18 protein-coding genes are annotated in these 21,430 nt (G+C 42.5%); 16 read left to right on the top strand and 2 right to left on the bottom strand.

Translation table 11 applies throughout. From position 1 onward, the window contains the following. The first annotated feature begins 88 nt into the window (after positions 1-88). From gatB to E2R66_RS12895, 3 genes are all read left to right on the top strand, one after another. Positions 89-1,558 carry an Asp-tRNA(Asn)/Glu-tRNA(Gln) amidotransferase subunit GatB gene (gatB, locus tag E2R66_RS12905; RefSeq protein ID WP_133231183.1) on the top strand — a complete coding sequence of 490 codons (1,470 nt, stop codon included), beginning with the start codon at positions 89-91 and terminating at the stop codon, positions 1,556-1,558. A gap of 2 nt (positions 1,559-1,560) precedes the next feature. After that, positions 1,561-2,673 (top strand): TlpA disulfide reductase family protein, encoded by a 1,113-nt coding sequence (locus tag E2R66_RS12900; protein WP_133231185.1) that lies wholly within the window; start codon positions 1,561-1,563, stop codon positions 2,671-2,673. A gap of 105 nt (positions 2,674-2,778) precedes the next feature. After that, complete coding sequence (locus E2R66_RS12895; protein ID WP_133231187.1) at positions 2,779-3,474, top strand: response regulator transcription factor; 696 nt, start codon at positions 2,779-2,781, stop codon at positions 3,472-3,474. Between the two features lie 57 nt (positions 3,475-3,531). Here the strand turns inward: E2R66_RS12895 and E2R66_RS12890 are convergent, their stop codons facing one another. Then, the gene (locus E2R66_RS12890) at positions 3,532-3,900 is read right to left on the bottom strand and encodes a hypothetical protein (RefSeq protein ID WP_133231189.1); all 369 of its coding nucleotides are present in this window, start codon (positions 3,898-3,900) and stop codon (positions 3,532-3,534) included. A gap of 603 nt (positions 3,901-4,503) precedes the next feature. Here E2R66_RS12890 and E2R66_RS12885 point away from each other — a divergent pair. From E2R66_RS12885 to E2R66_RS12830, 12 genes are all read left to right on the top strand, one after another. Further along, positions 4,504-5,673, top strand: coding sequence for a TlpA family protein disulfide reductase (locus tag E2R66_RS12885; protein WP_133231191.1), 1,170 nt, complete (start codon positions 4,504-4,506; stop codon positions 5,671-5,673). A 196-nt stretch (positions 5,674-5,869) separates the two neighbouring features. Then, positions 5,870-7,180 carry a TlpA family protein disulfide reductase gene (locus tag E2R66_RS12880; protein WP_133231193.1) on the top strand — a complete coding sequence of 437 codons (1,311 nt, stop codon included), beginning with the start codon at positions 5,870-5,872 and terminating at the stop codon, positions 7,178-7,180. Positions 7,181-7,210: 30 nt separating this feature from the next. After that, positions 7,211-7,345 carry a cysteine peptidase family C39 domain-containing protein gene (locus E2R66_RS29280; protein WP_394347188.1) on the top strand — a complete coding sequence of 45 codons (135 nt, stop codon included), beginning with the start codon at positions 7,211-7,213 and terminating at the stop codon, positions 7,343-7,345. 167 nt (positions 7,346-7,512) lie between these two features. Continuing rightward, on the top strand, positions 7,513-8,478 hold the full coding sequence (locus tag E2R66_RS12870; RefSeq protein ID WP_133231195.1) for a vitamin K epoxide reductase family protein: 966 nt from the start codon (positions 7,513-7,515) through the stop codon (positions 8,476-8,478). Next, positions 8,462-9,112 (top strand): DsbA family protein, encoded by a 651-nt coding sequence (locus E2R66_RS12865; RefSeq protein ID WP_133231197.1) that lies wholly within the window; start codon positions 8,462-8,464, stop codon positions 9,110-9,112. The genes E2R66_RS12870 and E2R66_RS12865 overlap by 17 nt, the downstream gene beginning before the upstream one ends. 413 nt (positions 9,113-9,525) lie before the next feature. Further along, positions 9,526-10,548 carry a hypothetical protein gene (locus E2R66_RS12860; protein ID WP_133231199.1) on the top strand — a complete coding sequence of 341 codons (1,023 nt, stop codon included), beginning with the start codon at positions 9,526-9,528 and terminating at the stop codon, positions 10,546-10,548. Between the two features lie 31 nt (positions 10,549-10,579). Then, the gene (locus tag E2R66_RS28350) at positions 10,580-10,726 is read left to right on the top strand and encodes a hypothetical protein (RefSeq protein ID WP_158288406.1); all 147 of its coding nucleotides are present in this window, start codon (positions 10,580-10,582) and stop codon (positions 10,724-10,726) included. Between the two features lie 545 nt (positions 10,727-11,271). Beyond that, on the top strand, positions 11,272-12,915 hold the full coding sequence (locus E2R66_RS12850) for a vitamin K epoxide reductase family protein (RefSeq protein ID WP_133231201.1): 1,644 nt from the start codon (positions 11,272-11,274) through the stop codon (positions 12,913-12,915). A gap of 591 nt (positions 12,916-13,506) precedes the next feature. Further along, the gene (locus tag E2R66_RS12845) at positions 13,507-14,676 is read left to right on the top strand and encodes a TlpA family protein disulfide reductase (protein WP_133231203.1); all 1,170 of its coding nucleotides are present in this window, start codon (positions 13,507-13,509) and stop codon (positions 14,674-14,676) included. Between the two features lie 81 nt (positions 14,677-14,757). Next, positions 14,758-16,935: a peptidase domain-containing ABC transporter gene (locus E2R66_RS12840; RefSeq protein WP_133231205.1), complete on the top strand. Its 2,178-nt coding sequence runs from the start codon at positions 14,758-14,760 to the stop codon at positions 16,933-16,935. Positions 16,936-17,170: 235 nt separating this feature from the next. Next, positions 17,171-18,472, top strand: a complete 1,302-nt coding sequence (locus E2R66_RS12835) for an HlyD family secretion protein (RefSeq protein WP_133231207.1) — start codon at positions 17,171-17,173, stop codon at positions 18,470-18,472. 201 nt (positions 18,473-18,673) lie between these two features. Further along, positions 18,674-19,018, top strand: a complete 345-nt coding sequence (locus E2R66_RS12830; RefSeq protein ID WP_133231209.1) for a phosphoribosylpyrophosphate synthetase — start codon at positions 18,674-18,676, stop codon at positions 19,016-19,018. 116 nt (positions 19,019-19,134) lie between these two features. Here E2R66_RS12830 and E2R66_RS12825 read toward each other — a convergent pair whose 3' ends face one another. Continuing rightward, the gene (locus E2R66_RS12825; RefSeq protein WP_133231211.1) at positions 19,135-19,695 is read right to left on the bottom strand and encodes a hypothetical protein; all 561 of its coding nucleotides are present in this window, start codon (positions 19,693-19,695) and stop codon (positions 19,135-19,137) included. A gap of 419 nt (positions 19,696-20,114) precedes the next feature. Here E2R66_RS12825 and E2R66_RS12820 point away from each other — a divergent pair, with 419 nt between their 5' ends. Beyond that, complete coding sequence (locus E2R66_RS12820; protein ID WP_133231213.1) at positions 20,115-21,395, top strand: M16 family metallopeptidase; 1,281 nt, start codon at positions 20,115-20,117, stop codon at positions 21,393-21,395. Positions 21,396-21,430 lie beyond the last annotated feature (35 nt).

The following is a 21,430-nucleotide window of genomic DNA, read 5'->3' as shown; positions in this document are numbered from 1 at the left end:
GGCTATTTGTAAAAAATGCCCCAAAAAACATAAATTACATTATATTTGGCAGGTTTAAATCAACGCTGAGTACCAGCTGAATTATAATATGGCAGTTCTAACAGGCGGCGTGAGCGATAAGTACGAATTAGTTGTAGGATTAGAGATACACGCGCAATTATCCACTTTAAGTAAGGCATTCTCTTCAGATTCGGCAGCTTTTGGCGCCGGGCCCAATGAGCATGTGAGTCCCGTTTCATTAGGGCATCCCGGTACCTTGCCGCGCACCAATAAAAAAATGGTGGAGTACGCCGTTAAGATGGGTCTGGCATGCAATTGTGCCATCAACCTTAACAACACCTTCGCCCGAAAGAATTATTTCTACGCCGATTTGCCCAAGGGCTTCCAAACCACGCAGGATCAGCACCCGATTTGTATAGGTGGCCATGTTACCGTTAAACTGGCTGATGGTACATCCAAAAATATCGCCATTCACCATATCCACATGGAAGACGATGCGGGCAAAAGCTCGCACGACCAACACGACGAATATTCGCTTATCGACCTGAACAGGGCAGGGGTACCGCTGATAGAAATTGTATCGCAGCCCGATCTCCGCAGTGCCGAAGAGGCCGGTCAGTTTTTAACCGAAGTGCGCCGCTTGCTGCGCTACCTGGATATTTGCGATGGCAATATGGAAGAAGGCAGCATGCGCTGCGATGCCAATATATCGGTACGTTTATTTGGCGCGCCCGAATACGGCAACCGCTGCGAGGTGAAGAACCTCAACTCTATCCGCAACGTGCAGCGCGCTATTGAGCATGAATTTGCCCGCCAGGTTGCGGTGGTAGAAGCCGGTGGCCACATAGACCAAAACACGCTGAATTTCAACGCTGATACCGGCGAAACTTCCGTGCTCCGCTCCAAAGAAATGGCGAACGATTATCGCTACTTCCCCGAGCCGGATTTGTTGCCGATACAGATTACCGAAACTTACCTGGCTGATATCCGCAGCCAAATGCCGGCTTTGCCCAAAGAGCTGTTCGCGAAGTTCACTACCGAACTTGGGTTATCTGATTACGATGCGGGTGTGATTACTGCCGATAAGGCGTTTGCCACCTACTTCGAAGAAGTTATCAAACACACCGATAACTATAAATCGGCCGCTAACTGGCTGATGGGAGCAGTAAGCTCTTATATTAACGACCATAGCATCCACATTACCGATATCGCCCTAAAGCCCGCCACACTTGCCGGGCTGATAAAATTGGTAGACGACGGCAAGGTGAACAACTCCGTTGCCTCACACAAGATATTCCCCGTACTGATTAACGATGGCAGCAAGAACGCCGCCGATGTAGCCATGGAACTAAACCTGCTCATCAGCGATAACTCATCGCAGCTGGATGAGTTCATACACGCCGCGCTGGCCAAATTCCCCGATAAGGTTATCGAATACCAAAAGGGTAAAAAGGGCGTTTTAGGCTTGTTTATGGGCGAGATCATGAAAATATCCAAAGGAAAAATCGACCCCAAGAAAACCAACCAGCTTTTAATAAAGGAACTAGAATCTAAATAGTAATGAAGATCCGCCTGTTTGCCCCCCTGCTGTTTTCCGCAGCCCTGTTTTTAGCATCGTGCAAGGATAGCGATAGTTTTACCATATCCGGCATCATACAAAATCCGGGCAAAACCGGCAAAGTGTATTTGTTGGCTGCAGATAGCGCGGGCGTTATCCCCGTAGATTCGGTTGCGCTGGATGGTGGTAACTTCAAATTTAAGCACAGTACCCCATACGCCAATTTGTTCAAGCTGAGCATCAACGGCAATATATTTGATATTGTAGCCCAAAATGGCGAAAATATAAAGCTGACCACGGATTTGAAAGACCCTGCCCACGCGTATGAGATCACCGGTTCCGAAACTTCCGGGCAGATCAAAGAATTTAACCGTATCAGCAATTTCTATGGCGACAAAAACAGCAAACTAACCGAGGAGTACAGGGCAAAGTCCGACTCGATAGGCCATGAATCGGATTCACTGCTGAAGATATACATGCCCGTATTCCAAAAGAATATCGATGATAACAGCCAGGAAGTATTGAAATTTGTAGAGAAGAACAAGCATTCCCTGGCGGGTTTTTATGCAGCTACCTCCCTGGATCAGTTTAAATACGAGCAGCAGCTGGTTGCCTTTGCAGATGCCATCAGGGGCGAATTTAAAGATAACCCCAGCGTAAAAGCCTTTGTGGCGCAGATGGATGCCGTGAAGCCCGTATCGGTTGGGCATAAAGCACCTGAGTTTACCATGGCCAGTATTGATGGCAAACAGGTGAAATTATCCGACTATAAAGGCAAATATGTGATGCTCGATTTTTGGGCATCGTGGTGTGCTCCCTGCCGCCGCGAAAACCCTAACGTGGTTAAACAGTATGCAAAATTCCATCCTAAGGGTTTCCAGATACTGGGTATATCTCTCGATGAAGAAAAAGGCGCATGGCAAGGTGCCATTAAAGCCGATAAGCTAACTTGGACGCATGTATCTGAAATGAAGCGTTTTGAAGGACCTACCGAGCGCTTATACCAGATATCTGCTATCCCTTCTAATTACTTAATAGACCCTAACGGCAACATCGCGGCTAAGAACATTACAGGTGCCGATTTGGAGGCCTTCTTAAATAAGACATTTAATTAGCCTAAACACAAGGTTAAGCTTTCTCGCCACTTAACAATTTGTTAATATGTAATTAACCATAAACTGGTATTAAGGTTATACATTTATGCAAAAAAATTAACCTGCATGAGCACTACTACAGGAAAGCAAAAAATTCTGATTGTTGACGACGAACCCGATATTTTAGAGTTGATAGAATACAACCTAAAAAAAGAAGGTTACCAGGTGTTTTCGGCCCGTAACGGGCAGGAGGCAGTTGCCGAAGCCAAGAAAACACTCCCCGATTTGATCGTACTGGATATTATGATGCCCAAGATGGATGGTATAGAAGCCTGCCGCATCATGCGCACCATGCCCGAGTTCAAGAACACCTTTATGGTTTTCCTGACGGCCCGCAGCGAGGAGTACTCTGAAATTGCCGGCTTTAACGTTGGCGCCGACGATTACATTGCCAAGCCCATTAAACCGCGCGCTTTGGTAAGCCGCATAAACGCCATACTGCGCCGCAACGCACCGCCCGAAGAGGTGACCGATAATAAGCTGGAAATTGGCAACCTGGTGATTGACCGCGAAGCCTACCTGGTGTATAAAGAAGGCGTAAAGGTGGTGTTGGCCAAAAAAGAGTTCGAACTACTTTACCTGCTGGCATCTAAGCCCGGCAAGGTTTATACCCGCGAGGTAATCCTCAAGAACATTTGGGAAGACTCGGTTGTGGTAACCAACCGTACCATTGATGTACACATTCGCAAGCTGCGCGAAAAGCTGGGCGACGATGTGGTAGCCACCGTAAAAGGGGTAGGCTACAAGTTTGAAGCCATATAAATAAAAAACGAGGCCCTGGTTAAACCGGGGCCTTGTTGCTTTTAGGGATGTTTGCTGTTATTGTAAAAGCATGAATGTTTTTACGCCATACTCTTCAAAAACGGTGAGCTGTTTTTTTACCACCTGGTTGTTTGATGTTACCGCCATGGTGTACGTGCCAAACGGCAACTCAGATAGGTCATAATTTTTTGCTGCCGATTCTTTACCTGTCAGGTAATCGGTCATCAATTCGTTGCTGTCTGCATCGAAAAACGTTACATACGATTTGCCCGCGCTTTCTTTCTGGATATTGATGGCCACCACCATTGGCTTGGCTGCCGATTGTACCGTTACCACATCCTGTGTGGCTTTTACTTTGCCGGTTGCTGCAAAAATGCTGGTGCTTACTAACAATAAAAGGGCTGATAATTTGATTGCTTTTTTCATGATATTTTTAATTTTTTGTGTGTTGGATAATTATGCTCGTTTGTTTCAATATCCAAAACAACAACAAAAAAACAGCCCTCAAAAACCAAATAGACCGCCGACCGGATTGTATAGATAGGCGGTTGATTGTGATCGTTAAAGTCTCATAATCAGTAACTAAGCGCAATATCGGCTGCTCGTCGGTAGTTTTTAGGGGTTTATCGGTTGAGGTAAGGTGGCCATCGGCTGCCGGGGCTTTAGGAGATGATAGTTTTCCTTTTACAGCTGCTCTATCCGTATTTATACCCGATTATTAATTTTATTGAAAGCATATTTGGAATATTGCGTTTAATGCAATAATTTAAGCTTCACTTAAGCCTGTCAGTAAAGTATGCCTTTTTTGAGTATTCAAACCCTTAAGCCGTATTCGTCCGCACACTTTTATAAATCAATGTACCTATGAAAATATGCTCATCCATTATTTTCTTCTTTTTTTCTCGCCTGTAATGTTAAGCCCCCAAGCTCGCATCATAAATATTACTCTCCTGCACTGATCGCTAAAATGAAAAAGATGAAAAACCCTGGTATTCCTATTCACATTCATTGAATTATCTACCGTCTATTATGAAAAAAAACATTTTTAAATTCTTCTTCTTAATTTCCTGCTCTGTGTTTTTAAATCAGCCTGCATTGGCCCAGAAAAATTTTGAGGTTACAATTAAGCTGGATACCGGTTTAGTGCCACAGAAAATGGACTACCGCTATGATGACGGGCAAAAAGTGGTGATGTTGATTGATAGTGCCCAAATCGGAAAGGTGGTTTTTAAAGGACAGTTTAATGCTATTTATCTCAGCCTCAATATTTCGTATGTCGATAAGTCGGGAATTTGGTACTATAATACTTTTTTTCTCGGCGAGAAGCCTGCTATAATAGAGCTTACCTACGAGCCAAATGCCGATCAGTTGCTCCGTCATAAGCAGATGGTGAACGCACAGGATGTATATAACACCAACACAAACAAAGTGTATAGGGAGATGAATATTTACAATAAAAGGGATAATATGGCTAATTATCGTTTTTATCAAAAGTATAAAACGCAGTTTAATAGTAGCGACTCCCTTAAGAAAGTATATCAACAAAAGGTAAGATCGCTTCAAATGCGGACGATGGGTTTTTTGAAAATACACGCCGGCTCGTATTTTTCGTTTTGGTATTTCCAGCACCAAATTGCCAATAACATAAGTGTTTATAAACCGGACACGGCTGATTTAATAATGAAATTTCATTACTTCAAAACGGTGTTTCCCCAAAAGTTCCGCCAAAGCTTCGAAGGCAAGGCTATGGCACAAGCCTTTGAAAGTGTGATAACCCCCATAAAATTAAAAGAACAGGCACCACTATTTACTGTTCAATCTATCGAAGGAAAGACCATCAGTTTAAACGATTTGAAGGGCAAATATGTACTGCTGAATTTTTGGGCTACCTGGTGTATTCCGTGTATGAAAGAAATTCCATTTCTAAAATCATTAAGAGATAAATATTCACCGGAGAAATTCGCCGTTATTGGCATAAGCCGGGATATTAAAGAGACAAATTTGACAAACGCCATAAGCCGCGAGAAGTTGAACTGGAGCCATTTTTTTGACAAGGACATGAATATAAGCAGGCTGTATGGAATTAATGTGTTTCCGACACTGATTTTACTAAATAAGGAGGGAAAAATTATATATCGTTCGGATTATATTAAAGACGACACGATTGAACTTTCCCGGGTTTTAAACGCAGAGATCTGACAAGCTCCGAAATGCCTGTTAAATGGAAATAGCTAATTGGCCATTAATACTCACGCGAATCAAATCAACATGCCTTTGTTTTTTTGGAAAACTATGGACGTGCAAATAGATAGCGTGTTTGCAAAGGGCGTAAATGCCGGGAATTATATGTATTTCAATTATATCAATAACAGGAAGCTGGCTAATTTAAGCGCGAATGAAGAAGATAAAAATAGTTGTGTTAACTGTGTTGGCAATGTGTTTTACGTTAGATAAGACTATTAAAGCGCAGATAATTTCTGTCCGGTTGAAAACAGACACTACTTTTTCCACTTCGGAACATGCGGTATGGGTTTCAAATGATAGTTCGGTTATTGCCAATATTCCCTATAAACATTATCCATTTTGGTCTCTACGTAAGTTTACCTATTATTCATTACAGGCGCGATATGAAACCGCACTCAATTCAGCCGGTGGAGTAACTTTCTTTAAACGGTATGCAACAGAGAATAACTACGATACCACTTTTCTATCCAAACAGTCTATTCCGGGCAACTTCATTTATTTAGTTACAGGGCTAGATAGTAACGGTAGGAAACATGTTACAATCGATGCAAATAACAACCACGACCTTAGCGATGATAAGGAATACATTTTTGAAGATTCTAATCAGGTAAATCTGGCTCCGATTGTTTACGCCACTATAAGTTATTACAACGGGCAACAAGTTATGCAAGCAAACGTGCCATTGCAGTTAAAAGCATTCGAGACGGCATTTGCTGATGATTTTTACAAGTCTGTATCTGAAAAGAATTTGGATGTGGGTTTAAACGAGGTTTTTTATAATAGACAAGCCATCGTAGTTATTAATGAAAAGAAGTACCTTTTTACCATTAAAGACTATAACGAATTGCGCCCCCGGGGAGCGTATTCCGTCAATATCCAAAAGCTTCCTTACGATGCGAGGAACAACAATAATTATTATTACAAAAATACCGATACGTTAGAATTTGATGGTAATTTATACACCATACTATCCTTCGAAAACAATCAACTGCAATTAACGCCTGCGGGCAAAAGCGCCTATAAAGGGGCGGATGTGGGTACCCTGGCCCCAAATATAATCGCTAAGGATTTGATTACCAACGGTCCGTTCTCGCTCAAGAGGCTCAAGGGTAAATATGTCTTAATTGATTTTTGGGGGTCGTGGTGTGTGCCCTGTATAAATCTTATACCAGAATTAAGAGCTGCTAATGACAAATACAAAAACAGTATACAGTTTGTCAGCATCGCTTATGATCGCGATGCTGATAAAATTAAGCTGAAGAAATTGATCGAGACTAATAACATGAACTGGATACACTTAATGGATGATAAAGATGCACGGGGTGGGATTGTTGACAGATATAAGGTTAATGCCTTCCCTACTTCCGTGCTTATTGATCCTTCCGGAAAAGTCATTTACCGTGGTGTGGCTGATACTGGGCTAAAACGTCTATTCGCCTACTTTGATTCGTTAAAGCGTTGAGGATTTTAAGTGCTGTAGTTATTGTAAAATATAATTAAGCTGACATCATCTCATTACGCCCAACCCGACCAAATGGACTGCGGCCCAACCTGCCTGCGCACGGTGGCGAAGCATTTTGGGCGCAATTGGTTCTTTTATTACAAATCAGTACATGTTAATTTGTGAAGGCATAATTAACCAATGTGTAAAACATTAACCAAAGGCTGTTTTATAAGGCTGTTTTTTCCGTGTAAACCCCGTATTTCTACTCGATTTTTAATTTTATTGAAAGTTTATTTGGAATATTGCTTTTAATGCAATAACTTAAACTCGGCTTAAACCTATTGTTAAATATGCCTTTTTTTAAAAAGTATTCAAACCCCGAAGCTGTATTAATAGGTCTTTTAAAAATTTTGGGGTCTCCTGTTAAAATTGCTGATGTTATTGATGAACTAAGTATCCACCCCGAGTATAACTCGCTTTTAGCCTTAAACGATGTATTAAATAATTTCGACATTGAAGCAGGTGCCTACCGCATTTCCCCGGATGAATTAGCAGATGTGCCTTGCCCGTTTATTGCCCATACCCGTAGCGGTGGAGCAGAGTTTATGCTGGTAACGGCCATGGATGATAAAACCGTAACTGTTAGTCACCAGCATAGCAGAGCGCAGCACATTAAACTCCCCGAGTTTAAAACGCTTTTTGGCGGCGTTGTACTGGTGCCGGATGACGTAAGCGCCGTGAAAAGCCGGCAACCTAGTCTTGTTGATCATATAAAAGAGAATGCCCCTGCCGTGCTCGCGCTTACTTTACTAGCGTTAATACTGCTGACCGCGGTGAGCGCATATGCTGCGCCTTTATATCATCACAGCTGGCAATTGCTGCTTGCTTCGCTTTTTAAAACCGGCGGGTTAACAGTTGCCATACTGCTACTGGTGCAAAGTATTGATAAAAACAACCCACTGGTGCAAGTGCTTTGCGGCGGCAGTAGCAAAACAAATTGTAACGCCATTATTTCTTCTGACGCGGCCAAAGTATTTAAAGGGCTCAGTTGGAGCGAAGTAGGTTTCTTCTATTTCGCGGGCAGTTGGCTGGCGCTTTTATTCGGCGGTGGCAGTGTAGCCCTTTTACAAACCCTCGCCATCCTCAATATAGTAAGCTTGCCGTACACCTTTTATTCGATTTATTACCAGGCGCGTATTGCCAAACAATGGTGTGTTTTATGCTGTGCGGTGCAGGCGTTGCTTTGGCTGGAATTTACCCTTGGCAGCCTTTTTAAAGCAGCCTTTTGCGGTAATGGATATGAACAGCATTATTAACCTGTTTATATGTTTTGCATTGCCGGTTGTTGTATGGTTACTGGCCAGGCCTGTTTTGTTAAGAGCACAGCAGGTAAATCCGTTAAGAGCGCAGCTACAAGCCTTTAAGTATAGTGCTGAATTATTTAACAGGCTATTAACAGACCAGCCTAAGTTTGCTTTGCCGGATGAAGACTGGAGCATCGTATTAGGCAATGTAGAAGCCGGCAACATCATTACCATGGTAACCAACCCCTTTTGCCAGCCTTGTGTAGATACTCATGAAGTACTAAACAATTGGCTGGACAATAATTTAGATATACAAGTAAGGATTGTGTTTACGGCCAACAATGATGAAAACGATATTAGAACTCCTGTAGCGCGCCACATGATGGCTTTAAACGAATTGCCAGACAAGGGCACTGTTAAACGGGCTCTGCACGAATGGTATGGCCAAAAGCGAAAGAATTACGATGATTGGGCTAAAGGGTACCCGGTAAACCTTGATGCCACCAAATACTATAAAATAGAAAAGCAAAAAGAGTGGTGCGATATGGCAGAAGTAAAAGCCACGCCCACCTTGTTGATAAACGGATACCGTTTACCAAAAGAGTACCAGTTAAAAGATATTAAATACCTATTGGCACAGCAATAAAGAAACTTCTCGCGAAAGTAAAGGAGTATGCACTTTACATACATACCGCCAAAATTGCCGGGGCGTGGTTACGGCAAAAGTAACAATTAATTAAGTTTCTATTTATGTCAAATTTTAACAAACTCAGCCGTGCTGAGATGAAGAACGTTTTAGGTGGGGTATTAGCTGGCCCCGGAGGAGACAATGGTAACCCATGTGCAAACGGCGGATGTACAGCTTACGGTGGCACAATCGCCCATCAGTCCGCTGATGGTTCCACCGGAACAGGGAACTGTAATCAAACATCAAACCCTTCAGGGTGTCATAACTTTTGCAGTAATCCCGCTACCGGTTCGTTCTGGTGTTAATCAACCTAAGCAACCCGGGCTTAACTCCGGGTTGCTGGTTTTATAAATAATTTAACCTTTAAAATTATGAAGAATTTTTTTTTGATGTTGTGCCTAACATGCTCTTTTTATATCGGACACGCACAGAAAACATCGAGCATTGCTATCACTTTGAAGAACATCACAGATATCAATGTTGAACAGCTCAACTTTTTTGAACAGCCCCGCAGTTACAATTTGGAGAGGCCCTCTGACGACGAGTTACGCATACTATTAAAGAGAGGTTATAACTTGCCCAGGTCTGCTTTTTTCAATGTTTCAAAAATAGATGATCATCATTACCTGTTGAAATACCGATCTGACAAACCGGAAATGGTGTATCTTAATTACAGGCCAATTTACATTACCCCCGGAGATAGTGTGCAATTGACCTACAAAATGGTGGGACCGGATTGGAACTCAGACCAAGATAGTCTTATTGCTTATGGAAAGAACAGTAGTAACTATATGTTTTCAAATTATATGTTTAACCGTACACTTTCAAAACACAAGCCTGACTCAAAAAATGTTAAGTATGATCAAAACGTTCAGCACTTTTACGACGACCTTGTTAAGTTCTATCAGATGAATGATGATTTTCTTCAACCCCTGTTTACAAAGAAAGGATGCGCTAAACCATTGATCGATTACTTGAGCAGGAAACGAAGAATAGATTTTTTGTTTGATTTGTATTACTACGAGCAGGAGTTTCAGGAAAATAAACATCCCCAGTTGGCTAAGTTCGGCAGTTTGATAGACAGCGCTTTTACAAATACAAAATTTAACCCTGCCGATACCAGTCTTTCATTTGCAATGGAAAATGTGTTCAGGGGGTACTTTAAAAGACTGGTAAATGTAAAGTTCAATCATTTAACGAGCAGAAAGGACTATGATCGTCTTTACAGCGATATAAAGAATTACCCCAATCCTTTTATCAGGGAATATTTTTTATATTTTTTTGCGATGAATTACTATAAAGATCCTCAAAACGCTAATGCGGCAGACGTTGATGCACTTGTTGAGGAGAGCAAGAACGCCAATATCCGTAAAGCTTTTAAAGACCGCATCTGAGATAGGGGGAGCGCAGGACCGGGGCGTGGTTATGGCAAAAACAGATAATTATAAGCTTTATAAAATTACAGGCATACCCGCTAATTGTTTGATTGACAAGAACGAAAATATGATTGCGAAAAATTTACACCGCTACGAACTGTCTAAAGAAATGGAGAAATTAATACCGAAAGAATAAGCAATTCAATTACCAGGGTGCTGATGCCAGTTTTAAATTGAATACCACACGCTTAACAATAACTACGTCTTTCCCTTGCTACAAGCAACCAGATCAAATGGACTGCGGCCCAACCTGCCTGCGCATGGGGGCTAAGCATTATGGGCGCAATTCGTTCTGATATGACAAGTCAATGCGTGTTAATTTTCGATGATGTAATTAACCAATGGGTAAATTATGGGCCTAAACCTGTTAAATAGGGCTGTTGCTTTCGTTTGAGCCCCGTATTTCTACTTGGTTTTTAATTTTATTGAAAATTTATTTGGAATATTGCGTTGAATGTAATAGTTTTATCTAACATTAAACCTGTCAAAATATCATGTCTTTCTTCGAAAAACAATCTTGTAATTCCGCAATATTAAACGGGCTTTGCACTTTTCTGGCTCACTCTGTAACGGATGCTGTTATGTTGATGCCTGTGTTGATACATTATCTCTAATGTCGGCTGACCGATAAGCATCTATTTAAGCAATTCAGGATAAGTCTTAATAATACTCCTAAACTTTATGCAATCTATTTTAAAGCGTCTTTTTGAACCAAAAAGTAATCCTTTTGAAGCAGCACTTCTCATTTCAAAACTGCTGGACGTTAAAATTTCGGCCACGACACTAAAGAAAGAGATTGAAGAGCATCCCGATTTCCCGAGCTTGCTCAGCATCAGCGATGTTTTTACAACTTATGGAATTGAAAACGAAGGTGTTAAAATCGAGCTTGACAAATTTGCCGATATACCATGCCCATACATTGCACAACTGAAGGGTGTTAAACATCGAGATTCCTTTTTTTCAGTAGTTAAATCCTTTGACCTAACACAGGTGACATTTTTTGATCCAGAAAAAAGCCAATGGTGCGTTAGCCAAAAGGAAAAGTTTTTGGAAAGATGTGTAGGGATTGTACTGTTGGCTGAAGCAGGTCCACGCTCCGGTGAGCGGGGTTATGCGCAAATCAGAACGAGGGAAAGACGAAAACAGCTGTTTCAATTTCTCACACTTAGTTTCATTCCGGCTCTAGCAATCCTAACCGGCGTATTAGCGTTTATGACAGACGGCATCGGCGCCATGTTCCCTTTTCTATTCACGATATTGGTAGTAGCGGGAATTGCGGTCAGTAGTCTTCTGCTTTGGTATGAGGTTGATCAACATAACCCGTTTCTTCAACAAATTTGTAGTTCAGGAAAAAAAACAAACTGTAGCGCCATACTGAAATCCAAAGCATCTCATGTCATGGGCATAAGCTGGAGTGTCCTTGGTTTTAGTTATTTCGCCGGGATGTTTTTACTATTGTTTTTCGGCGGTATTACCAATTCGGTTACGGAATCAGTATGTGCCTGGATAAGCGGGTTTGCTTCTGTTTACATTGTTTTCTCGGTATATTATCAATGGCGTATAGCCAAGCAATGGTGTTTGTTGTGTTTGTCCATACAGGCCATCCTGGGATTGCAGTTGATAACAGCGATAGCGGGTGGATGGTATGGAATGTTCCACTCATCGAACCTGAGCTTGGATTGGATAATCAAAGCAATGGTCTCATTTGCAATCTCTTTTTTTACAATCAATTTTTTCTTGCCAGCTTTAAAAAAAGCGAAGGAAGCTAACCGTCTGAACACCCAATTGCAAAGGTTAAAGCATAATCCTGAGATATTTGAAGCATTATTATCAAAGCAAAAATACTTATCTGTTAGTACAGCGGGTCTTGGAATTACCATCGGAAACCCCGATGCGAAAAATACCTTGATAAAAGTTTGTGCACCTTATTGCGGCCCGTGTTCAAAAGCACATCCGTTAATAGAAGATTTGCTTGACAATAATTCTGATGTCAAACTTCAGATCATCTTTAATTCTTACGGACATGGTTATGATACTGGCGCTATCCCGGCGAAACATTTGCTCGCTATTGCAGAAAGTGGTAACGAGCTGATGATCAGGCACGCTTTAGACGACTGGTACCTCCCCGAGGAAAAAAATTATGAGAAATTTGCCGTAAAATACCCACTGAACGGAGCGGTTGAAAGGCAGGTAAGTAAAATAAACGCCATGCGTGACTGGTGTGACCAAACTGACATCACGTCCACACCAACCTTTTTCATCAATGGTCGTGAATTGCCTGATAAATACACCGTAGCTGATCTAAAATATTTTCTTTCTGTCTAAAACAGTGCGAAAGTAGCCCTGCATGCAGCCGGGCGATAAAATAGGCGGCAAAAAACAATCATTCTTAATTTTTTTCCTATGTTAAAAAAAATCGGTATGGGTGGCGAATTGCTCTCCCGTTCACAAATGAAAAATGTGTTTGGTGGCGTTTTGGAAGGCGGTACAAAATGTTCAGGCTCATGCTCAAAGGTTATTAGTACGCCAGGCGGGGACCGTACGCAAAACGGCAGCTGTACCGGCCAATTATGTACTTGTGACTTAATAGGTGGAGTAAGTACCAGCGATACCTGCGCGGTGTCGAAATGACGTTTGCGATAGGGCTTAGCGCCCTATCAAAAACGTTTTGATTCAGAGTCTATTTAATTTAAATAGATAAAGCAGCATACGAACTACGGTTTGAACACGATTTCCTTGGGATTAGTGTTATAAATAGTCGTCGGATTGACTAGCTTTATCTTAATAAATTAAATAGGCTCTTACTACATTTTAAAGGGTTAAAAGCCGTATTATCAACAGTTTATTTTAGTAAACATGCCTGAAGGGCTCTGGTAGCTCCGTTCAGATCCATTATTCAATTACTTACCGTCTATTATGAAAAAAAACATTTTTAAATTCTTCTTCTTAATTTCCTGCTGGGTGTTCTTAAATCAGCCTGCATTGGCCCAGAAAAATTTTGAGGTTACAATTAAGCTGGATACCAGTTTAGTACCACAGAAAATGGACTACCGCTATGATGACGGGCAAAAAGTGGTGATGTTGATTGACAGTGCCCAAACCGGAAAGGTGGTTTTTAAAGGAAAGTTTAATGCTATTTATCTCAGTCTCAATATTTCGTATGTCGATAAGTCGGGAATTTGGTACTATAATACTTTTTTTCTCGGCGAGAAGCCTGCTATAATAGAGCTCACTTACGAGCCAAATGCCGATCAGTTGCTGCGTCATAAGCGGATGGTGAACGCACAGGATGTATATAACATCAACACAAACAAAGTGTATAGGGAGATGAATATTTACAATAAACGGGATAATATGGCTAACTATCTTTTTTATCAAAAGTATAAAACGCAGTTTAATAGTAGCGACTCTCTTAAGAAAGTATATCAACAAAAGGTAAAATCGCTTCAAAATCGAACGATGGGTTTTTTGAAAAAACACGCCGGTTCGTATTTTTCGTTTTGGTATTTCCAGCACCAAATTGCCAATAACATAGGTGTTTATAAACCGGATACAGCTGATTTAAAAATGAAATTTCATTATTTTAAAACGGTGTTTCCGCAAAAGTTCCGTCAAAGCTTCGAAGGCAAGGCTATGGCACAAGCCTTTGAAAAAGTGATAACCCCCATGAAATTAAAAGAACAGGCACCACTATTTACTGTTCAATCTATTGAAGGAAAGACCATCAGCTTAAACGATTTGAAGGGCAAATATGTACTGCTGAATTTCTGGGCTACCTGGTGTATTCCGTGTATGAAAGAAATTCCATTTCTAAAGTCAATAAGAGATAAATATTCACCGGAGAAATTCGCCGTTATTGGCATAAGCCGGGATATTAATGAGACAAATTTGACAAACGCAATAAGCCGCGAGAAGTTGAACTGGAGCCATTTTTTTGACAAGGACATGAATATAAGCAGGCTGTATGGAATTAATGTGTTTCCGACACTGATTTTACTAAATAAGGAGGGAAAAATTATCTATAAATCGGATTATATTAAAGACGACACGATTGAACTTTCCCGGGTTTTAAACGCTGAGATCTGACAAGCTCCGAAATGCCTGGTAAATGGATATGAAATATAAATAACTAAATCGGGCAGTTTTACACACGCTAAGCAAGCCAATATGCGTTTCCCTCACTACAAACAACCCGATCAAATGGACTGCGGCCCTACCTGCCTGCGCATGGTGGCTAAGCATTTTGGGCGCAATATCAAACTGCAAACACTAAGGCAACTTTGTGAGATCAACCGCGAGGGGGTATCGCTTTTAGGCATCAGCGATGCGGCGGAGAAGGTTGGTTTTAGGTCGCTTGGCGCAAAGCTGAATCTTTCCGAATTAAAGGAGGCAGAGCTGCCTTGTATTTTGCATTGGCGGCAGAACCATTTTGTGGTGCTGTACAAAATTAAAAACGGGCATTACTTTATTGCCGACCCGGCTGCGGGCCTGATTAAACTTACCGAACCCGAATTTGCAAACAACTGGCTATCAGATACCGAAAAAAGCGAGGGCATTGCCTTGCTGTTAAGCCCCACGCCACATTTTTACCAGGAGGGCGACGAACAAGGCACCGAAGTTAAATGGGGTTTCCTGCTCCGGTATTTAATAGCCTACCGCCAATTGGTTATACAATTATTGTTTGGGCTGGGTATAGGTACGCTGCTGCAATTAGCCGCCCCGTTTTTAACGCAGTCGGTGGTTGATATCGGCATCAATACCCGCAACCTTAATTTTATCTACATCGTTATTATCGCGCAGGCTATGCTCATTATCGGCAGGGTAAGCGTGGAGTTTATCCGCAGCTGGATACTGCTGCATATCAGCACCCGTATCAATATCTCTATCCTTACCGATTTTTTGATCAAACTCATGAAACTGCCCATCAGCTTCTTCGATACCAAAATGACGGGCGATATTATGCAGCGTATGAATGATCAGCGCCGAATAGAAAGCTTTTTAACAGGCTCTACCTTAAGTACCCTGTTTTCGCTGTTTAACCTCGTGGTATTTTCGGTAGTGTTGGCTTATTATAACCCGCTGATATTTTTTGTTTACCTCATTAGCAGTACCCTGTATATCGGCTGGATACTGGCCTTTTTAAAACGCAGGCGGCAACTCAATTACAAAAGCTTCGAGATAGCCTCCAAAAACCAAAGCAGTATAGTACAGCTGGTAAACGGCATGCAGGAAATTAAGCTCAACAACAGCGAGCAGCAAAAACGCTGGGAATGGGAGCATTTGCAGGCCAGGCTGTTTAAGTTCAATGTAAAAAACCTGGCTTTGAACCAGTACCAGCAGGGGGGCTCTACCTTTATCAACGAATCTACCAACCTGCTCATTACCTTTTTAAGCGCAAAGGCGGTTATAGATGGGCAGTTTACTTTGGGTGCCATGATGGCCGTGCAATATATTATTGGCCAGTTGAATAGCCCTATACAGCAATTTTTAGGTTTTATACAGGGCTTTCAGGATGCGAAGATAAGCCTGGAGCGGTTGAACGAGATACACCAGATGGGTGATGAAGAACCTGTTGAAAAAGAATTCAATCATGCCCTGCCGGAAGACCGCACGCTAAGTTTAAACGATGTATCGTTCAGTTACCCCGGCGCAGGCAACGAGCCGGTACTTCAGGATATCAACCTGGTTATCCCGCAGGGTAAAACCACCGCTATTGTGGGTATGAGCGGCAGCGGTAAAACCACCATCATCAAACTGCTGCTGAGGTTTTACCTGCCTCAAAAAGGCGAACTGAACGTTGGCGGGCAATTGCTAAACCATATCGGTTTTAAAATATGGCGAAGCCAGTGCGGCGTGGTGATGCAGGATGGCTTTATATTTTCAGATTCGATAGAACGCAATATAGCCGTGGGCGATGATTACCCCGATGCCACAAAACTACAGCATGCCATAAAGGTAGCCAACATACAAGATTTGATAAGCAGCCTGCCGCTGGGTTTAAAAACTAAAATAGGGGCAGAGGGCAACGGTATAAGCCAGGGGCAAAGGCAGCGGCTGCTGATTGCGCGGGCCGTTTATAAAAACCCGCATTACCTGTTTTTTGATGAAGCCACCAACGCACTCGATGCCAATAACGAGCGCGTGATAATGGATAACATGAAGGCGTTTTTTAAAGGACGTACCGTAGTGATAGTAGCGCACCGCTTAAGCACGGTGAGCCATGCCGATAACATCATTTTTTTGCACAAAGGCCGCATTGTGGAGCAGGGTACGCATGCGCAGCTTACGGCACTTAAAGGAGAGTATTATAACCTGGTAAAGAACCAATTGGAACTGGGGAATTGATAACAAGATTTCGGATTTCGGATTTTTGATTTCGGATTTAGCCTTTAGTATTTCGATTTTAGGATTTAGCGTTTAGGATTTAGCGTTTAGGATTTAGCGTTTAGGATTTAGTATTTAGCGTTTAGGATTTAGTATTTAGGATTTCGGTTTTAGTATTTCGAGTTTAGCGTTTCGGATTTAGGTTTTAGGATTTAGAATTTAGCATTTAGCCCTTCGGATTTAGAATTTCATAATTATGCCTTTTACCATTAACCAAACAGCAGATAACCAGCGCCATACCGATGATATGCAGGATATTATCACAGCGGTACCATCGTGGATTTTGCGCTGGGGCATTACCTTGTTTTTTTGTATTATAGTATTGCTGATAAGTTTATCTGCGTTTATAAAATATCCCGATATTGTTAAAACGCAATTGAAACTAAGCTCGCCCGATGTGGCAAAACCCGTGGTACCCAAAATTACCGGCAGACTAATGAAGCTTTTGGTGGTAAACGATGAAATGGTTACCGCCGGGCAGCCCTTGGCCTACCTGGAAAGCACAGCCGACCATAAGAAAGTAATTGCGCTTTTAGCACAGCTAAAAACAATGCAGGGGCAAATTTCAGCGGGCACCATCACCGCCTTCGTCGGCTTTAGCGTTGCCGGCAACGGGGGGCTTGGCGAGTTACAAGCATCGTACCAAACGTTTACCCAGGCTTACCTCACCTATACGGCATCTGTAAACAATGGCTTCCTGTTAAAAAAGCGGGTTTATCTGCAAAAAGACATGATTGGCTTAAAAAAACAAATAACCCAGTTGGAAGCCGAAAAGGCCCTGCAGCAAAGAGATTTAAACATTGCCGAAGAGGATTACAGTATGCATAAAAAGCTGGCCCAGCAAAGAGTTGAAACACCCGCCGAATTAAGGCAGCAGGAAAGTAAATACCTCAGCCGCAAAGCGCCGCTATTGCAAACAGACGCTTCTCTCATTGCTGCCAATACCAATTATTTAAACAAACAAAAAGAGATATTAGAGCTGAATAATGAGGTATTAGAAGATAAGTCCAAATTTTTGCAGGCATTAAATAGTTTGATAAGCCAGGCCGAAGACTGGAAGTATAAATATATTTTAACGGCATCGCAGGCGGGTAAAGTTTCTTTTGCAGGAACCATCCAGGAGAACCAGATGGTTTCGCCCTCACAGGAGGTATTCTACATCAACTCCCATAATGTTCATTTTTTTGGCGAAATGAACATCCCGCAAAACAATCTTGGCAAAGTAAAACAAGGGCAAGCGGTATTAATAAAGTTAAAAAGCTACCCCTTTGAAGAGTATGGTATGTTGAAAGGCACCATCAGCTATATTAATGATGTGCCTTTTAAGGATAGTATATTTACCGCCAAAGTTGTTTTAAAATCGCATACGGCATCCGATCTAAAAAAGCCGGTCCAGATCAAACAGGGTATGATGGCCGATGCCGAGATAATTACCGAGGACGCTACATTGCTGCAACGGCTTACCCGTAACGTGATCAAGGCGATGAATAGTAATTGATCACTACCTCGAATTGTATTTACAAATGCAGCCCTGCCCAAAACAAAGGGACTCCCGCCGCCTGGCGGGTCAATATATTTTTTCTTAGAGGTAAGTTGTAGAGATGGCCACGATAGAAGCTTTAAATGCCGCGGCAAAACATTGCGGCACGGTTTTGGGTTTAAGTGGTACAACATCACACCAACAACAAACTACCATCGTATGAAAAATTTCGAAACCTTAGTGGATGCCACTAATGACCTCACCAAACGCGGATACGAAGCTAACCTTAGCCTTGAAGGCGACACTATTGACGATAAAGATAAAAACATACACATGGCGGTCGATGAATTCGAGATAGACGAGTTCTACAGGTTCGAGGGGCAGAGCAACCCGTCGGATATGTCCATCGTTTACGCCATCAGTTCGGCCAAATATAACCTGAAGGGTATTTTGATAAACGCCTATGGTACGTACGCAAACGACAGTTCATCGGCCATAGCAGCTAAATTGCACCATAACCAGGTAAGCACCAACCTGCACGGCAGCGACAGACCTGTGGAGTAGTTTTTTTAGTTTGCAGTGAGCAGTGAGCAGTGGGCAGTTTGCATTTTAAAAATTTGCAAACCGTCAACTGCCTGCTGGGAACTTTATCTTGCTGCCCACTGCAAACTGTCAACTGCTTACTTTTTCCCCAGTGCAGCCAGCAGCTTCCTGCCCCGGGATTGAATAGCCGGTCCGCCATCGCGCAGCATAAAGGCAACCTGGTTGGCCAGTTCATCGGTGATCCAATCGTAACGGTGGCGCAGGTTAAAAAGGGTATCTGCGGCGAATATCTTTACGGCCACTTTTACGTTGGGGTCTATTATCCAGTCGAAGAATTGCTCTACCGTATCTTCCAGATTAATATCCTGTAGCGCGGCCTTAACCACCTCCGGGGCATCTGCCATAGTCATGTGCATCATGATACGGGCATAGTGGCGCTTGCAGCTTTCGTTACGCACATCTTTGATGCGCGATAGCAAATATTGAAGCTTGGCAGAGTAACGCGTAATATCGCTCAGCATCACACTATCCAGCAACCACATGGCGCGGAAGCCAAGTGTTTTATCCGCGTGGAAGGTGAGGTCGATAAGGGTGTTTACATCCAAAGACTGTTCATTGATGATAGCCGTTAGTTTGGCAATTTTGGTTTTGCCGAATGTTTTATAAAGTTCCTGTATCAGTTGGTCCTGGCTCAGCATTGGGTTGATATTAGAAAATGTAATTTATAAATATTGGACGATGCCCGGTGCTTTTTTTGTAAATCTGTTTGATCGCCGCAAAAAAATGATTGTCGCCGAAAACTGGTATTATAGACAATCTTATTAAAAATCACCATTTGATGGTTGTTTTTTTAAGATGGGCAAAACGAGACCAAAATGGACGCTTTTTTTAACGAAAATCGCAGAAAACCACAGAAAAGCACCGAAAAAACTCCGGAAATCAATGTTTTTTTTAGCGATCAATAGGTCACTTTGACAACTATGGAGTTGCATCAAGCCCGTTTAAATCAGTTTTCGCTCCGGTCAAAAAACGAAAACTTTACAACATTTCAACCTTCCAACCTTGCAACAACCTCAACAAAAACTATACATTTGTCGGGTTAAATATTTGTTATTACATGGTTAAATTCAACCGGTTCACGCTGGATAATGGCCTTCGGGTTATCGTTCACGAAGATAGTACCACCCCCATGGCGGTGCTCAACATCCTTTACGATGTAGGCGCGCGCGACGAAGACCCCGAACAAACCGGCTTCGCACACCTGTTTGAGCACCTGATGTTCGGCGGTTCGGTAAACATCCCCAACTATGATGGGCCACTGCAACGTGTTGGTGGTGAGAACAATGCGTTCACCAGCAACGATATCACCAACTATTATATCACGTTACCATCGGCTAATATAGAGACCGCATTTTGGCTGGAAAGTGACCGTATGCTGAGCCTCGCTTTCAGCAAAAAAAGCCTTGAAGTACAGCGCAATGTGGTGATAGAAGAGTTTAAACAACGCTATCTTAACCAGCCCTACGGCGACGTATGGCTGAAGCTACGCCCTCTGGTATATAAGCAGCACCCGTATCGTTGGGCTACGATAGGTAAAACAATAAAACATATCGAAGATGCTCGTATAGAGGATGTTAAAGCCTTCTTCAAAAAGCATTACAATCCGCAAAACGCCATTATGGTAGTAGGCGGCGATGTAAAAACCGAACAGGTAAAACAGCTGGCCGAGAAATGGTTCGGCCCGATACCTGCGGGGGAGAAGTACGTGCGAAACTTGCCTGTTGAGGCCCCGCAACACGAAGAACGCAGGGAAGCGGTTACGGCCAAAGTGCCTTTAAATGACCTATATATCGCTTTCCAGATGGAGGGTAGGCTGGATAGTAGCTTCCATGCGGTGGATCTGATGTCGGATATCCTGTCGCGCGGCAACTCGTCCAGGTTGTATAAAAGGCTGGTAAAGGATAAACAATTGTTCAGCGAGGTGCATGCCTATATTACCGAAAGCCTGGATAAAGGCATGTTTGTAATGCAGGGAAAACCAATCGAAGGCGTTGCGATAGCAGATGCAGAGGCCGCTCTTTGGCAGGAATTGGAGATATTGAAACAGGAGGAAGTGCCTGTAGATGAGCTAACTAAGGTGAAAAATAAAACCGAATCGATAAAGGCTTTTTCGGAGATGTCGCTTTTGGATAACGCCATGAACCTGGCCTTTTATGAGCTGATGGGCGATGCCGATAACCTAAATTACGAGACGGATAAGTATCTGGCCGTAACTTCGGCCGATATCAAAGAGCAGGCTAACAAGTTGTTCAGGAAAGACAATTCTTCAACGTTGGTGTACCTGGCGGACAAAGCCGAAGAGGTGCTCGAAACGGAATTTTCAGAATTAAAGAATTAACAGATGATGAGTTTGGCAGGATTTTGAAAATTCTC

It is taken from the genome of Mucilaginibacter psychrotolerans (assembly GCF_004519315.1).
In the GTDB taxonomy this organism is placed as follows: Bacteria; Bacteroidota; Bacteroidia; order Sphingobacteriales; family Sphingobacteriaceae; genus Mucilaginibacter; species Mucilaginibacter psychrotolerans.
The sequence above is the reverse complement of the archived record's forward strand: the minus strand, read 5'-3'. Positions and strand labels throughout refer to the sequence as shown.

Bases quoted from the DNA above. Each gene is read 5' to 3' on its own strand.
- gatB (WP_133231183.1), top strand. From the start codon at position 89: ATGGCAGTTCTAACAGGCGGCGTGAGCGATAAGTACGAATTAGTTGTA.
- E2R66_RS12900 (WP_133231185.1), top strand. From the start codon at position 1,561: ATGAAGATCCGCCTGTTTGCCCCCCTGCTGTTTTCCGCAGCCCTGTTT.
- E2R66_RS12895 (WP_133231187.1), top strand. From the start codon at position 2,779: ATGAGCACTACTACAGGAAAGCAAAAAATTCTGATTGTTGACGACGAA.
- E2R66_RS12890 (WP_133231189.1), bottom strand. From the start codon at position 3,900: ATGAAAAAAGCAATCAAATTATCAGCCCTTTTATTGTTAGTAAGCACC.
- E2R66_RS12885 (WP_133231191.1), top strand. From the start codon at position 4,504: ATGAAAAAAAACATTTTTAAATTCTTCTTCTTAATTTCCTGCTCTGTG.
- E2R66_RS12880 (WP_133231193.1), top strand. From the start codon at position 5,870: ATGAAGAAGATAAAAATAGTTGTGTTAACTGTGTTGGCAATGTGTTTT.
- E2R66_RS12870 (WP_133231195.1), top strand. From the start codon at position 7,513: ATGCCTTTTTTTAAAAAGTATTCAAACCCCGAAGCTGTATTAATAGGT.
- E2R66_RS12865 (WP_133231197.1), top strand. From the start codon at position 8,462: ATGAACAGCATTATTAACCTGTTTATATGTTTTGCATTGCCGGTTGTT.
- E2R66_RS12860 (WP_133231199.1), top strand. From the start codon at position 9,526: ATGAAGAATTTTTTTTTGATGTTGTGCCTAACATGCTCTTTTTATATC.
- E2R66_RS28350 (WP_158288406.1), top strand. From the start codon at position 10,580: ATGGCAAAAACAGATAATTATAAGCTTTATAAAATTACAGGCATACCC.
- E2R66_RS12850 (WP_133231201.1), top strand. From the start codon at position 11,272: ATGCAATCTATTTTAAAGCGTCTTTTTGAACCAAAAAGTAATCCTTTT.
- E2R66_RS12845 (WP_133231203.1), top strand. From the start codon at position 13,507: ATGAAAAAAAACATTTTTAAATTCTTCTTCTTAATTTCCTGCTGGGTG.
- E2R66_RS12840 (WP_133231205.1), top strand. From the start codon at position 14,758: ATGCGTTTCCCTCACTACAAACAACCCGATCAAATGGACTGCGGCCCT.
- E2R66_RS12835 (WP_133231207.1), top strand. From the start codon at position 17,171: ATGCCTTTTACCATTAACCAAACAGCAGATAACCAGCGCCATACCGAT.
- E2R66_RS12830 (WP_133231209.1), top strand. From the start codon at position 18,674: ATGAAAAATTTCGAAACCTTAGTGGATGCCACTAATGACCTCACCAAA.
- E2R66_RS12825 (WP_133231211.1), bottom strand. From the start codon at position 19,695: ATGCTGAGCCAGGACCAACTGATACAGGAACTTTATAAAACATTCGGC.
- E2R66_RS12820 (WP_133231213.1), top strand. From the start codon at position 20,115: ATGGTTAAATTCAACCGGTTCACGCTGGATAATGGCCTTCGGGTTATC.